Here is a 13,307-nt window from a genome sequence, read left to right as displayed (position 1 = left end):
CAGCATTCGCGGTGGTGGCGGACGCACTCCAGGTCGATCGTGTGCCGAGGGTCGATCCTCAGGGTGCCGGCAGGCTGGCCGCCGCGGATCACCGTGAGGTCGTCTTCGATGACGATGGCGCCGGCGTCGAGCATCACGTGGCAGTTCGGGCACAGGCAGTCGGCCTGGAAGACGAGGAGCTGGCCGAGACCGTCACGGTCAAGCAGCAGCTGACAGGTCCCGACAAGGGGGTGCCGTACCTCGGGGAACCGAAGACCAGGCAGAGCTATCGGTCCGTCCCTCAAGGACGTTCGGTCGTAGATGAGATCGCACGGCACCGCGACGAGTTCCCGCCGCAGGTCGTGTACATCGAGGATTGGACGAACCCCAGGAAGCCCGTATGGCGCCATGCTCGGTTGCTGTACACCAGCGAGACTGGCGGAGCGATCCGGCGTGGCAGGTGGGCGAAAGTGTGGGCCAGGAACGTCAAGCGGGCGAACGCCCACCTGAAGAAGTTGGGCAGCAAGGTCCGTGTGCCCGAGGACACGACGCTTCACGATCTGCGGCACTTCTACGCCTCAGTCCTGATCAAGAATGGGGCGACCCCGAAGCAGGTACAGATGAGGCTTGGTCACGCTAAGCCATCGATCACGCTGTACGTCTACACGCACTTGTGGGAGGCGGAGGAAGACCGGACCGGCGACATGATGGAAGCCGCGCTGAGCGATGTGTCTTGAGAGTGCCCTCCAGGTATGGGAGACGGCTGACTTCCCAGCTCAGGAAGTCAGCCGTACACCCTGTGCGCGAATCTCCGAAGGGAGCGGATGTTCGCCTGTCGAATGCGTGACCTTTACGCGTGGCGGCCGTTGGATGCAGTGGAAGGGACTTCGGTCTGCGGATGGAGGTGACGGGGTGGGCGGGCTGCGGGAGTTGGCGGCACCGTTCGTGGTGCCCGGCCCCTCGGGTGTCGCGATCCGCGACCGGCTCAAGGCCCTCACCGCCGCGGACGAGAAGGTGCTGCGCCTCGTCGGCGACCATCTGGGCACGCTGGCCTCCCGTGATCTTAAGGCGAGGTGCACAGCTGGCCTGGACCATGACAGTGAGGCATGGGCGGAGCGCAAGCGTGCCCTGACGAAAGAGTCCTCATCGCGCTGGGCCGGATCGATTACGAAGGCCACCCACGATCAGTGGGCGCTCGCGCGGCGCGGCCGGCTCGCGTACATCCAGAGCCTGGAGGCGGGCGTGCGGACGATCACGCACCGGCTGTCTCTGCCCGTGGGCGAGAAGGCCACCAGGAAGGCTCCGGGCGGTTACCGCACCCGGCAGGAGTGGTTCGCCAAGTCCCGCCGCCTGCACCTGCTTGCCGACCGGCTGGATGCGGCACGGGCGGACTTTGAGGCCGGTGTCGTGCGCGTGGTGCGCGGCGGGAAGCGGCTGCTGAACACCCGCCACCACCTCCAGGCAGCGCAGCTCACCGAGCAGGAATGGCGGCATCGGTGGCAGGCAGAGCGCCGGTTCCTCCAGGCCGACGGCGAATCCGGCAAACGGCACGGCAACGAGACCATCCGTGTCACCCCCGACGGCGAGGTCTCCCTCAAGCTCCCCGCGCCGCTGGCACACCTGGCGAACGCCCCGCACGGCCGATACGTGCTCACCACCAGGGTGAGCTTCCCGCACCGGGGCGAGCAGTGGCGCGACCGCGTCACCACCAACCGGGCCGTCGCCTACCGCATCCACGAAGACACCGACCGTGGCCGCTGGTACCTGACCGCATCGTGGACGATCCCACCGGTCAAGACCGTGCCACTGGAGGCAGCCCGCGCGAACGGACTGGTCGGCGTCGACACCAACGCCGACCACCTCGCAGCCTGGCGCCTCGACGAACACGGCAACCCCGTCGGCCAGCCGCTCCGGTTCGGCTACGACCTGACTGGCACCGCCGACCACCGCGACGCGCAGGTCCGCCACGCGCTGATCCGACTCCTGCACTGGGCCAAACGTCACGGCCTGGCCATCGCCATCGAAGACCTGGACTTCACCGCCGAGAAGACCCGCGAGAAACACGGCCGCCGCAAACGCTTCCGCAACCTCATCTCCGGCATGCCCGTCAGCAGGCTGCGGGCCCGGCTGGCGTCGATGGCCGCCGAACTCGGCATCCCCGTCGTCGCCGTAGACCCGGCCTACACCTCCAAGTGGGGTGCCCAGCACTGGCAGAAGCCCCTCACCAGCACCAACCGCAAGACCACCCGCCACGACGCTGCCGCCGTGGCGATCGGCAGGCGCGCCCTGGGGCACCCGATCCGGCGACGGACGGCACCGCCCCCGCACGACCGGAGTGATCGTGCGGGGCATCGGACCGTCCAGGCCGAATCGGTGGCTCCGGGGCGTGAGGGAAACCGCCCCCGCATCCCGGGACCACGGACACGATCCGTTGGCGCCGGACGCGGAGCGAACGCGGTGGACCAGAACACCCAACACCGTTCGGGGTGTTCGGCTGAGCATCGGTCCTGGCAACAGGGCTCACTCCCGCTCAGCCTCTAGGAACGGTGCCGCCCTCTCGCGCTGTTCTCAGAAGGCGCCCTCGGTGTTGACCGGGCCGACGTCGAACTGGTTCGAGCAGATCTTCCAGGAAGCCGGGACGAGGACGGCGTCGTACGAGGCCGGCGGGTAGACCCGCAGGTAGGAGCCGGTGCGCAGGCAAGGGCCGCCGAGCGGGCCGTTCGTCGTACGGATCATCGCGGAGGCGGAGTGGGCCGGGGTGAGCGTGACCGTGGAGTACGACCGTCCGCTGTGTTTGGCGGCCGGGCCGATCTGGTGGTGCGCGGTGTCCAGCGCGCTGACGCCCGGGTAGCCGCGCAGGACACAGCTGGTCGTGCTGGTGTTCGTGAACCGGATCTCCCAGTACGCCGACCCCGCCGCAACGCCCTTGTGCCCCAGGGACAGATACAGGTCATGCACGCCACAGGTGCGCGGGGCGGCCGACGCCCGGCTCACCTTCGTGGCCGATGCCGTCGCGGTGGCCGTCGTCGGGTTGGTGGCGCTCCAGGCGACCCCGGCCGTCGCGAGTGCCGCCGCGCAGGCGGTCAGCGCGGCAGCCGCGCCGCGCCGGGAGAAGAATCGAGTGTGCAAGGACATGGTGCATCCCCCTCCATAGGACGAATGGGTAAATGAAAGTCACATGGTTGGATGCCTCCCGGACCGGAAAAGTTGCGCTCTGCTTCAGGAGAGATCCGCCAAGAAAGGGGGCGTTCCCATGCCCGGCTGGAACACCGCCGACATGCCCGACCTCACCGGCCGCACCGCCGTCGTCACCGGTGCCAACAGCGGCCTCGGGTACGTCACCGCGCGGGAGCTCGCCCGAAAGGGGGCGCGGGTGGTGCTCGCGTGCCGCAGTGAGGCGCGGGGGAGCGAGGCCGTCCGGCGGCTGCGGGAGGAGGTGGCGCAGGCGGCGGTCGAGTTCGGGCGGCTGGATCTCGGGGACCTGGCGTCCGTGCGGGAGTTCGCGGACGGGCTGTCGTACGACCGGCTCGACCTGCTCGTGAACAACGCCGGCGTGATGGCCTTGCCGTACGGGGTCACCGCCGACGGATTCGAGACGCAGTTCGGCGTCAATCACCTCGGGCACTTCGCGCTCACCGGGCTGCTCCTGCCCAGGCTGCTCGCGACTCCGGGCGCCCGGATCGTCACCGTCTCCAGCCTGATGCACGCCCTGGCCAACATCGATCTCCGGGACCTCAACAGCCGGCAGAAATACCGGCGTTGGATCGCCTACTCCCGGTCCAAGACCGCCAATCTGCTGTTCACGCACGAGCTGGCCCGTCGGCTGGGCGTGCACGGCTCCGCCGTCGTCGCTGCCGCCGCGCACCCCGGGTACGCCGCGACCAACCTCCAGACCGCCGGTCCGCGTGCCGAGGGGCGGCGGGGTGCCGAGCGGCTGATGGAGGCCGCCAACCGGGTCTTCGCGCAGAGCGCCGAGGCGGGCGCGCTGCCCTCGTTGTACGCCGCCACCGCGCACGGCGTGCGCCCCGACTCCTTCTTCGGGCCGTCGTTCGCGATGTGGCGCGGTGCGCCGGCGCCGTCCTGGCGGGCCCCCTGGACCGTCGACGACGCGGTGGCCGAGCGGCTCTGGGATGCCTCCGTGCAGCTCAGCGGCGTGGAATACGGCGCGCTCAAGGTGTGACACGCCGCCACAGCGGCCCCTTCGTAATCCAGACGTGTTGTTGATCGTTGGGCCGTGCGTCGATGACCAACGTCGAGGGGCACACGATGAGGAGCATCAACCGTAGGACTGTGCTGGCGGCGGGCGTGGGTGCCGGTCTGCTCACGGCGTGCGGGAACAACACCGGACGCGGCGGCGGTTCTTCCCGGGTCGCGCTGTCGCAGTGGTACCACCAGTACGGCGAGGCCGGTGCCGAGCAGGCCGTCGAGCGGTATGCCGCCGCGTACGGCAAGGCCGACGTCAGCGTGCAGTGGCGGCCCGGGAACTACGACCAGCAGACCGCCGCCGCCCTGCTCACCGACTCCGGACCGGACGTCTTCGAGGTCGACGGGCCTACCCTCGACCAGATCCAGGGCGGTCAGGTCGTCGACCTCACCGAGCTGCTCGACGGGGTGACGGACGACTTCGATTCCGCCGTCCTCGGGTCGAAGACCTACGACGGGAGGGTCTGGGGCATCCCGCAGGTCGTCGACACGCAGCTCCTCTACTACCGGAAGAGTCTGCTGGAAGACGCCGGCGTCGAGCCGCCCGGCACCCTCGACGCCCTGGTCGACGCTGCCCGGAAGCTCACCAGCGGCGACGTCAAAGGCCTCTTCCTCGGAAACGACGGCGGTGCCGGTGTCCTCGGCGGAACTCCACTCCACGCGGCCGGACTTCAGCTCGTCACGGATGACGGCAAGGTCGGCTTCGACGACCCCGCCGCCGCCCGCACCCTCGGCAAGCTGCACCGGCTGTACGCCGATGACTCCCTCCTGCTCGGCGCCCCGGCCGACTGGTCCGCCCCGTCCGCCTTCCTTCAGGGGCTGACCGCCATGCAGTGGTCCGGGCTGTGGGCGCTGCCCCAGGTGCGGAACGAACTCGGGGACGACTTCGGGGTCCTTCCCTTCCCGAAGGACGGTGCGCACGGCCAACCGTCCGTCCCTGTGGGCGCGTTCGGTGCCGCCGTCAGCGCGCGCAGCCGGAACAAGGGTGCCGCCAAGGAGTACGTGAAGTGGCTCTGGGTCCGACGCACCGACTATCAGCGGGACTTCGCCCTCTCCTACGGCTTCCACCTGCCCGCCCGGAGGTCCCTCGCCCAGAAGGCCGGCCAGCTCGGGTCGGGTCCCGCCGCCGAGGCCGTCCGCCTCGCCACCGACCACGGGCATGCGCAACCCCTGCTGTGGACCCCCGCGAGCCGGACCGCCTACCAGGACGCGCTCAGCCGGATCATCAAGGACGGTGCCCCTCCGGAGAGCGAGCTGCGGGCGGTCGTACGAAAGGTGTCGGCCGAACTCGACCGCGTGAAGCGCGTGAAGCGCGTGAAGCGGGTGAAGCGGGTGAAGCCGTGAGGCGCAGACGAACGGCCCTCTGGTTCTGGGGCTTCGTCGGGCCCTTCGTCCTCGGCCTCGCCCTGTTCACGTACGTCCCGCTGCTGTGGAGCCTCGGCCTGAGCTTCTTCGACGCGCACAACACCGTCACGCCCACGCGCTTCGTCGGCCTCGACAACTACACGGCGATGCTGGAGGACGGCGCGTTCACCGGCAGCCTGCGGACCTTTCTCGTCTTCACCGCGTTCATCGTCCCCGCCACCTACGTCCTCTCCCTCTCCCTGGCCCTGATGGTCAACCGCCTCGGACGCGCCCGGGCCTTCTTCCGGTCCGTGTTCTTCCTGCCCGCGGCGTGCAGTTACGTCGTAGCCGCCCTGATCTGGAAGATGTCTCTTTTCAACGGGGTGCGGTTCGGGCTGGCCAACACCGTGCTGGGGTGGTTCGGCGGGGACTCCGTCGCCTGGCTGGCCACCACCGATCCGCCCTGGTACTGGCTGGTCGTCGGCACCGTACGGCTCTGGCTCCAGGCCGGTTTCTACATGATCCTGTTCCTCGCCGGGCTCCAGCGGATCGACCCGGTGCTGTACGAGGCGGCGGCCGTGGACGGGGCCCGGCCCGGCTGGACCGTGCTGCGGCACATCACCCTGCCCCAGCTGCGGGCCACCTCGGTCGCGGTGGTGCTGCTGCTCGTCGTCAACGCCTTCCAGGCCTTCGACGAGTTCTACAACCTGCTGTCCGACGCCAGGGGATACCCGCCCTACGCCCGCCCGCCGCTCGTCTACCTCTACTACACCGCCCTCGGGCAGGGGCAGAACCTCGGGCTGGGCAGCGCGGGCGCCGTGATCCTCGCGCTGGTCATCGCCGTCGTCACCGTCGCACAGACGCGGTGGCTGCGGCTGGGGAAGGCGGTCGCCGGTGGCTGACGCCCTGGTGCGGGCCGGGCGGGCGCTCCGGCTGGTGCTGCTGATCGCGCTCGCCCTGCTGTTCCTGATCCCCTTCTATCTGCTGGTCCGCAACGGGCTGTCGAGCGAGCAGGAGCTGACCTCGCCCGAATGGACCTTCCTGCCAGGGGAGGTGAGGTGGGGGAATGTCCGGGAACTGTTCGACGACTCCTCAGTCCCCTTCGCCCGCTCCCTCCTCAACTCCGCGCTGATCGCGGTCGCGGCGACGCTCGGTACGCTCCTGTTCGCCTCCCTCGCGGGCTACGGCCTCGCCCGCATCCCCTACCGGCACGCGGACAAGGTCTTCTACGGCATCCTGGGCACCCTGCTGGTCCCGGCCGCCGTCACGTTCGTGCCGAGCTTCGTGCTCGTGTCGTCGCTGGGCTGGATCTCCACGCTCCGGGGGCTGATCGTCCCGACGCTCTTCCCGGCCTTCGCCTGTTTCGTCTTCCGGCAGTACTTCCTCGGCTTCCCGAGGGAGCTGGAGGATGCGGCCCAGGTCGACGGGCTCGGGTACGGGCGCACGTACTGGCTGGTGGTCGTGCCGAACGCGCGGCCGGTGTTCGCGGCCGTCGGGACGATCGTGTTCCTCGGCGCGTGGAACTCTTTCCTGTGGCCCCTGGTGATCGGGCAGGACCGCAGCGCCTGGACCGTGCAGGTGGCGCTGTCCTCGTTCACCACGTCCCAGGTCGTGCGGCTGCACGAGCTTTTCGTGGCCGCCGCGTTCTCGGTCCTGCCGCTGCTGCTCGTCTTCCTGTGTTTCCAGCGGTGGATCGTGGCGGGCGCGGAGCGGTCGGGGATCGACTAGGGCCAGTATGGTTCTGGGCATGCGTTGCTGGATATGCGGCTCGGACCGGCTGAGTCCGGTCGGGGAGCTCACCTCGGGTGAACGATGGGGCGAACGCCTTCAGCTCAAGTTCCGCCGCCCGGGAATCCTGAAGCCCCGGCCGGTGTTCGACGCCGTACTCGCGCGGGCCTGCCGGGACTGCGGAGCCCTGTTTCCGTTCCTCGACGAGTACGACCGGCAGCAGCTGGACGCGGTGGCCGATGACCTGGCCGATGTCGAAGGGGCCCAGTCGCACCACTACGGGGTGTCCGACAGCTCCGGCCCGTGAACCCGCGTGCTCACAGCGAGCCGCCGCTGTCCACCACCAGGTCGGTGCCGACGAGCGAGGCCGCGTCGTCGGAAGCCAGGTAGAGGACGGCGGCGGCGACCTCCTCGGTGGCGGAGACCCGGCCGAGCGGGAGCGTGGTCTTCGCGCGTGCCGCCCGGTCGTTCTCCGACTCGCCCGGCCGGAGCGACATCGAGGTCGCGGTGGCGCCGGGGCTGACCACGTTGATACGGACGCCGTCGGCGATGTGGTCCAGGGCGGCGCCCCGGCTGAGGGCGGTCACGGCCGCCTTGGTGGCGGAGTAGGCGGCGGCTCCGGCGGAGGTGGTGTGCCGGCCGAACGTGGAGGACACGTTGACGATCGCGCCGCCCGCGGGCTGGGTGCGCATCTGGCGGATCTGGGCCTGGAGGGCCAGGTGTACGCCGGTGACGTTGATGGCGAGCTGGGTGTGCCAGTCGTCCTCCGGCAGTTCCGCGAGCGGCTGCCCGCCCCGGAAGACACCGGCGTTGTTGACGGCCACGTCGAGCGAGCCGATGGGGGTCCCCCCGCCCGAGCGAAGCCGAGGGTGGGGGACTTCGACGGCGGCCCGGACCAGCGTCTCGGCGTCGGCGGCCCGTGAGACGTCGGCGGTCACCGCGAGGCCCTTGCCGCCCTGCTCCTCGATCAGCCGGACCGTCTCGTCCAGCGGCTCCGGCCGGCGCCCGGCCACGACCACCTGGGCGCCTTCCGCCGCGAAGGCGAGCGCGATGGCACGTCCGATGCCGGAGCCGGCGCCGGTGACGAGGGCGGTCCTGCCGGTGAAACGAGTGCTGGTCATGATCTCCCCTTTTTCTTGACCAATCGGTTCAGTATGAGGGTGTGCAAAACGCACCTCCGCAGAGGTGCGCGTTGTCAGTCCAGAAGTGCCAGTGCCTGCTCCGCCGCGTCCCGGACCCGGGCCGGGTCCGGGGACGCCTTGCCCACCACCCGCACGCCCTGGAGCAGGACGAGCAGCATGCGCGCGAGGGCCTGTGGATCCCGGTCCCCGGCCAGCTCGCCCTGCGCCTGTGCGCGGACCAGCGCGGAGTGCAGCAGGGTCTCCAGGCTGTCCCAGCTGTGCTCGACCCGGCGGGCCGCCGACGTGTCGTGCGGGGCCAGTTCGACCGCCGTGTTGGTCACCAGGCAGCCGTACTCGCGGGTCTCCGCCCCCGCGGCCTCCGTGGCGAACCGCCGGACCAGCGCCCGTACGGCGGGCAGGACCGGCCCCGGTGCGGACAGCTCCCGGGTGATCCGGGGGTGCTGCGTCCGGCCGTACCGGTCCATGGCCCGCAGATACAGCTCATGCTTGCTGCCGAACGTCGCGTACAGGCTCGCCCGGCCGATCCCCAGGTGTTCGACCAGGTCGGCCATCGACGTGGCCTCGTAGCCGCGCCGCCAGAACAGCTCCAGGGCTGCCTGCAGTGCGGCTTCCGGGTCGAATTCCTTGGTTCTGGCCACGTGGTGCAGCCTAGAAGTTTCCGGAACGATCGGTCAAGAAAGGTCTAGGCAGTCCTCACCGATGCTGCCCGGTGCTTCGCACCTCATATGTCGCCACCCGCACCGTCTCGTCGTCCAGGCACTCCCCGGTGGCCAGGTCGAAGCGCTGCTTGAGGAGCGGGGAGGAGACGAAGGGGCGGCCCTGGTGGGTGCCGGTCAGGCCGCGGGAGAGGACGGCCGCGCCGGCGAAGGGGTCGCGGTTGTCGATGGCGTAGAGCCGGCCCGCCCGGTCCCGGAACAGGGCCACCTGGCGGCCGTCCGGCAGCAGGGCCGCGACGCCGCGGCCGGGTACCAGCCGGTGCAGGTCGCAGATCGTGAACCAGGTGTCCGCTTCCGGGTCCAGCTGGACCTGGACCTTCAGGTCGGTCGTCTCGGGTGCCAGGGTCATCGCTGCGCGCTTCCTTCCAGTGCGTCTTCCAGGGGACGGGGGCCGATGTTGAGCAGGGGCAGGTCGGGCTTCATCTGGTCCCGCTCGGGGACGAAGGCGACGACCGGGTCCGGGGTGTCCGGCGCGTTCACGAAGGACACGAACCGGGCCAGCTTCTCCGGGTCGTTGACGGTCTCCGCCCACTCGTCCCGGTAGTTCGAGACGTGGGCCGCCATCAGCGCCTCCAGCTCGTCGCAGATGCCGAGCGAGTCGTGCACCACGACGTCCTGGACGTGCCCCAGGCCGCCCGGGATCCGGTCCAGCCAGACGCTCGTGCGCTCCAGGCGGTCGGCCGTACGGATGTAGAACATCAGGAACCGGTCGATCAGGCGGACCAGTTCGGCGTCGGACAGGTCCTGTGCCAGCAGGTCCGCGTGGCGCGGGGTGGCGCCGCCGTTGCCGCCGACGTACAGATTCCAGCCGTTCGAGGTGGCGATCACCCCGAAGTCCTTCGACTGGGCCTCCGCGCACTCGCGCGCGCAGCCGGAGACGGCGGCCTTGAGCTTGTGCGGCGAGCGCAGCCCCCGGTAGCGCAGCTCCAGGTCGATCGCCATCCGGACCGAGTCCTGGACGCCGTAGCGGCACCAGGTCTGCCCGACGCAGGACTTCACCGTGCGCAGCGACTTGCCGTAGGCATGCCCGGACTCGAAGCCGGCGTCCACCAACCGGGTCCAGATCATGGGGAGTTGTTCGACGCGGGCGCCGAACAGGTCGATCCGCTGGCCGCCGGTGATCTTCGTGTAGAGGCCGAAGTCGCGGGCGATCTCGCCGATCACGATCAGCTTCTCGGGCGAGATCTCGCCGCCGGGGATGCGCGGCACCACCGAGTACGAGCCGTTCTTCTGGAGGTTGGCGAGGAAGTGGTCGTTGGTGTCCTGCAGGGCCGCCTGCTCGCCGTCGAGGACGTAGCCGCTCGCGCCGATCGCCGGGGCGAGGGAGGCGAAGATCGAGGCCACGGCCGGCTTGCAGGTCTCGCAGCCCTCGCCGCCCCGCGCCGCCTCGCGGCCGTGGCGGTCCAGCAGCTCCTGGTACGACGTGATGCGCAGCGCGGAGATGATCTCGTACAGCTCCTCGCGGGTCTGCGCGAAGCAGCCGCACATGCCCTTGTCGACCTCGACGCCGCTCGCCTCCAGTTCGAGCTTGAGCAGCTGGCCCAGCACCTTCTCGCAACTGCCGCAGCTCGTACCGGCCTTGGTGCACTTCTTCACCTCGGGCACGCTGGTGCAGCTGTGCTCGGTGACGGCGCCCCGGATGGTGGCCTTGGTGACGTTGTTGCAGGAGCAGATGATCGCGTCGTCCGGCAGCGCCCCCGGGCCGAGCTGGGTCGGGCCGCCGACCCCGGCGGGCAGCACCAGCGCCTCCGGCGCGACGGGCGGCACCGAGCCGGTCAGCGCGCGCAGCGTGCCGTACTCCTCCGCGTCGCCGACCAGGACGCCGCCGAGCAGCGTGCCGTCCCGGCCGATGACCAGCTTCTTGTACAGGCCGGAGCGGGAGTCCGAGTAGACCACGTCGAGGCAGTCCTCGGCGGTGCCGTGCGCGTCGCCGAAGGAGGCCACGTCCACGCCGAGCAGCTTGAGCTTGGTGGACAGGTCGGCGCCCGTGAAGGCGGCCTCGTCCGCGGCGATGGTCGCGGCGGCCGTCACCGCCTGCTCGTTGCCGGGGGCCACCAGGCCGTACACCCGGCCGTCCGCCGCCAGCGCGCACTCGCCGATCGCGAAGACGTGCGGGTCGGTGACCGAACGGCACTGCTCGTCCACGGTGATGCCGCCGCGCTCGCCGACCGCCAGCCCGCAGTCGCGGGCCAGCTGGTCGCGCGGGCGGACGCCGGCGCTGAACACCACCAGGTCGACGGCGAGTTCGGAGCCGTCGGACAGCTTCATGCCGGTCACGGCACCGTCGGAACCGGCGAGGATCTCCTGGGTGCCGGTGCCCGTGTGCACGCTCATCCCCATGCCCTGGATGGTGCGCAGCAGGGCCGCGCCACCGCCGTCGTCCACCTGCACCGGCATCAGGCGCGGCGCGAACTCCACGATGTGCGTGGTCAGCCCGAGGCCCTGCAGGGCGCCCGCCGCCTCCAGGCCGAGCAGGCCGCCGCCGACCACGGCGCCCGTGGTCGCCCCGCTCTTCGCGTACGCCTCGATGGCGAGGACGTCCTCGATGGTGCGGTACACGAAGCAGCCCTCGGCATCCTTGCCGGGCACCGGCGGCACGAACGGGTAGGAGCCGGTGGCGAGGACGAGGATGTCGTAGCCGACGGTCAGACCGGAGCGGGCCGTCACCGTGCGCGCCTCGCGGTCGACGCTCTCCGCCGGGTCGCCGGTGTGCAGCTCGATGCCGTGCTGCTCGATGAACTCCATGTCGGTCATGGAGAGTTCCTCGGGCGAGGTGCCCGAGAAGTACGAGGTGAGGTGCATCCGGTCGTAGGCCGGGCGGGGCTCTTCGCACAGCACGACCACGCGGTGCGTGCCGGTCAGGCCGCGTTCGGCGAGCGCTTCGAGGAAGCGCTGGCCGATCATGCCGTGGCCGACGAGCACGATCGTGGGGCGGGGGCTGTCCCCGGTGAGGGCGGTCGTGGACATCAGGAGCCTCCGTCAGTGGTGAGCAGGTGAAGCAGCGGACCGTCGTCGAGGAGCGGCTCTGCTCCCTCCCAGGCGCGGGCGAGGGCGCCGACGGTGCCGAGTTCGCCGACGAGGACCCCGCCGACGAGGCGGTCGCCGCGCACGACGACCTTGCGATAGGTGCCCCGGGTGGCGTCGGTGATCCGCACGACGTCGTCACCGGGCCGGGCCTCCGGCTCGCCGAACGCGGCGAGGTCGAAGGGGGACTGCGGACCGGCGAGCGTCAGCCGGGTCAGGGAACGGGTGCCGGTGTAGCGGGCGTCGGCCCGTCCGGCCAGCAACTCGGCGAGGACATCGGCCTGTTCGAGGGCGGGTGCGGCGAGGCCGTACACCGTGCCGTCGTGCTGGGCGCAGTCGCCGATGGCGTGGATGTACGGGTCGGAGGTGCGCAGCTCGTCGTCGACGAGGATGCCCTTGCGGACGGCGAGCCCCGCCTCCTCGGCGAGGCCCGCGCGCGGGCGCACCCCGCAGGCGATGACCACGAGGTCGGCGTCGAGGGCGTAGCCGTCGGCCATCTCCACCGAGCGCACCGCGCCGCCGACACAGCGCACGTCCCGCACATGGCACTCGGTGTGCACCTCGACGCCCAGGTCCCGCAGGTGCCGCAGCACCAGCCCGGAGGCGTCCGGGTCGAGCTGGCGCTCCATGAGCCGCTCGGACTGCTGGGCCAGCACCACCTGCGCCCCGCGCACGGCGAGCGCGCGGGCCGCGGACACGCCGAGCAGCCCGCCGCCGACGACCACCGCCCGCACCCCCGGCCGTACCGCCTTGGCCAGGCCCAGGCAGTCGTCCATGGTGCGGAACGCGTGGACGCCCTCGGGGAGTTCGCACCCGCGGGGGAACAGGCCGCGCAGCGGCGGGAGCACGGGGTTGGAGCCGGTGGCCAGGACCAGCCTGTCGTATGCGATCGACGAGCCGTCGGCACAGCCGATCGTCCGCGCGGCCCGGTCGATGCCGGTGACCCGGGCGCGTACGAGCCCGGCGGGCGCCGGAAGGGCGATCACCTCCGGGGCGTACCGCCCGGCCAGCACCTCGGCGAGCAGCACCCGGTTGTACGGCGGGTGCTCCTCCTCGCCGACGAGCAGCGCGGGCGTGCCCAGCTCGCCGAGCCGCCGGGCGAGCCGCACGCCCGCGAGGCCGGCGCCGATCACCACCACACGCGTATTCGAGGTCATGCAACGCAGCGTGC

General features: G+C 70.8%; 13 protein-coding genes. 7 read left to right on the top strand and 6 right to left on the bottom strand.

The annotated features are described in order from the left end of the window. Nucleotides 1–14 precede the first annotated feature (14 nt). Together ACWD35_RS13745 and ACWD35_RS13740 are read left to right on the top strand one after the other, a co-directional pair. Complete coding sequence (locus ACWD35_RS13745; RefSeq protein ID WP_451351390.1) at nucleotides 15–716, top strand: tyrosine-type recombinase/integrase; 702 nt, start codon at nucleotides 15–17, stop codon at nucleotides 714–716. Nucleotides 717–891: 175 nt separating this feature from the next. Beyond that, a complete protein-coding gene (locus ACWD35_RS13740; protein ID WP_451351389.1) occupies nucleotides 892–2,520 on the top strand; it encodes an IS200/IS605 family accessory protein TnpB-related protein in 1,629 nt (542 codons plus the stop codon). 27 nt (nucleotides 2,521–2,547) lie between these two features. On the opposite strand, the gene ACWD35_RS13735 is transcribed toward ACWD35_RS13740, so the two are convergent. Then, nucleotides 2,548–3,114 (bottom strand): DUF4232 domain-containing protein, encoded by a 567-nt coding sequence (locus ACWD35_RS13735; protein WP_451351388.1) that lies wholly within the window; start codon nucleotides 3,112–3,114, stop codon nucleotides 2,548–2,550. Between the two features lie 118 nt (nucleotides 3,115–3,232). Between ACWD35_RS13735 and ACWD35_RS13730 the strand changes: the two genes are divergently transcribed. The 5 genes from ACWD35_RS13730 (at nucleotide 3,233) to ACWD35_RS13710 (ending at nucleotide 7,561) form a co-directional block, all read left to right on the top strand. Further along, on the top strand, nucleotides 3,233–4,159 hold the full coding sequence (locus ACWD35_RS13730; RefSeq protein WP_451351387.1) for an oxidoreductase: 927 nt from the start codon (nucleotides 3,233–3,235) through the stop codon (nucleotides 4,157–4,159). An 86-nt stretch (nucleotides 4,160–4,245) separates the two neighbouring features. After that, nucleotides 4,246–5,526 (top strand): ABC transporter substrate-binding protein, encoded by a 1,281-nt coding sequence (locus tag ACWD35_RS13725; protein ID WP_451351386.1) that lies wholly within the window; start codon nucleotides 4,246–4,248, stop codon nucleotides 5,524–5,526. Beyond that, complete coding sequence (locus tag ACWD35_RS13720; RefSeq protein WP_451351385.1) at nucleotides 5,523–6,428, top strand: carbohydrate ABC transporter permease; 906 nt, start codon at nucleotides 5,523–5,525, stop codon at nucleotides 6,426–6,428. The genes ACWD35_RS13725 and ACWD35_RS13720 overlap by 4 nt, the downstream gene beginning before the upstream one ends. Beyond that, the gene (locus ACWD35_RS13715) at nucleotides 6,421–7,254 is read left to right on the top strand and encodes a carbohydrate ABC transporter permease (RefSeq protein WP_451351384.1); all 834 of its coding nucleotides are present in this window, start codon (nucleotides 6,421–6,423) and stop codon (nucleotides 7,252–7,254) included. Before ACWD35_RS13720 ends, ACWD35_RS13715 begins: the two co-directional genes overlap by 8 nt. 19 nt (nucleotides 7,255–7,273) lie before the next feature. Then, nucleotides 7,274–7,561: a hypothetical protein gene (locus ACWD35_RS13710; protein WP_451351383.1), complete on the top strand. Its 288-nt coding sequence runs from the start codon at nucleotides 7,274–7,276 to the stop codon at nucleotides 7,559–7,561. A gap of 10 nt (nucleotides 7,562–7,571) precedes the next feature. On the opposite strand, the gene ACWD35_RS13705 is transcribed toward ACWD35_RS13710, so the two are convergent. From ACWD35_RS13705 to ACWD35_RS13685, 5 genes are all read right to left on the bottom strand, one after another. Then, on the bottom strand, nucleotides 7,572–8,375 hold the full coding sequence (locus tag ACWD35_RS13705; RefSeq protein WP_451351382.1) for an SDR family NAD(P)-dependent oxidoreductase: 804 nt from the start codon (nucleotides 8,373–8,375) through the stop codon (nucleotides 7,572–7,574). Between the two features lie 74 nt (nucleotides 8,376–8,449). Continuing rightward, nucleotides 8,450–9,034 carry a TetR/AcrR family transcriptional regulator gene (locus ACWD35_RS13700; RefSeq protein ID WP_451351381.1) on the bottom strand — a complete coding sequence of 195 codons (585 nt, stop codon included), beginning with the start codon at nucleotides 9,032–9,034 and terminating at the stop codon, nucleotides 8,450–8,452. 55 nt (nucleotides 9,035–9,089) lie between these two features. After that, the gene (nirD, locus tag ACWD35_RS13695) at nucleotides 9,090–9,461 is read right to left on the bottom strand and encodes a nitrite reductase small subunit NirD (protein WP_451351380.1); all 372 of its coding nucleotides are present in this window, start codon (nucleotides 9,459–9,461) and stop codon (nucleotides 9,090–9,092) included. After that, complete coding sequence (gene nirB, locus ACWD35_RS13690) at nucleotides 9,458–12,079, bottom strand: nitrite reductase large subunit NirB (RefSeq protein WP_451351379.1); 2,622 nt, start codon at nucleotides 12,077–12,079, stop codon at nucleotides 9,458–9,460. The genes nirD and nirB overlap by 4 nt, the downstream gene beginning before the upstream one ends. Further along, nucleotides 12,079–13,293 (bottom strand): NAD(P)/FAD-dependent oxidoreductase, encoded by a 1,215-nt coding sequence (locus ACWD35_RS13685; protein WP_451351378.1) that lies wholly within the window; start codon nucleotides 13,291–13,293, stop codon nucleotides 12,079–12,081. The genes nirB and ACWD35_RS13685 overlap by 1 nt, the downstream gene beginning before the upstream one ends. Nucleotides 13,294–13,307: the final 14 nt, after the last annotated feature.

Source organism: Streptomyces sp. NPDC002671 (assembly GCF_053592475.1).
The sequence above is the reverse complement of the archived record's forward strand: the minus strand, read 5'-3'. Positions and strand labels throughout refer to the sequence as shown.